Here is a 659-nt window from a genome sequence, read left to right on the forward strand (position 1 = left end):
AGTGATATTATCGCTAGTGTCAACTACAACGATGGTATCACTCGAAACATCAAAATCTTTCGGCATTTGGGTTTAACATTTGCCTGTATTGCAGCCAGTAATGCGCCTGACAAGCTAATTCCAGTAGGGAAAGAGTATTTTGTTCATGCAACCATTGTTCCCAAATTGAGTATTCTCAATGGGTTTAATACCGAGCATACAGCGCTACTAGCTTCGGATGCAGACTTGATGGCAGTAGGTCTTAAAACTGGCACAACACCCATGCAGTACACCCAACAAAACTTAGTGGATTTTCCGACTGAAGGTCATGTTGAGCCAGCACCAGTAGCCATCGACAACGAATTGGTTGTAAGGCTAATGGCATACTCGAAAAAGCTCCAGAACATTCTTGATGCTCGAAAAATCCCTTACGAAGGCTTTTAAGTAAACCTAATCACTTTTCAAATTTTCTTTTAACTCCAAACCTCTTAACACAAGAAAATGGCATCTATTATCAATATCCATGCACTTGGTGCAATTAAACAAGGTGACGTAATTTTCGCATTCAAATTCAGCGAATCTAGTACTTGGACACTAGCTATTTGTGAAATCAACTCACAAAAAGTCCTTTTTGCCAAACATAGTAGCGGCAGCACCTTTGAACCAATGCACCTTTCTAA

1 protein-coding gene is annotated in these 659 nt (G+C 40.1%); it reads left to right on the plus strand.

The genetic code is table 11. From position 1 onward, the window contains the following. Positions 1–423: hypothetical protein (locus GVN22_RS27545; protein WP_166554185.1), on the plus strand; the 423-nt coding region annotated here is incomplete at its 5' end. Between the last annotated feature and the right edge of the window lie 236 nt (positions 424–659).

It is taken from the genome of Cellulophaga sp. BC115SP (assembly GCF_009905545.1).
GTDB classification, from domain to species: Bacteria; Bacteroidota; Bacteroidia; order Cytophagales; family Spirosomataceae; genus Flectobacillus; species Flectobacillus rivi.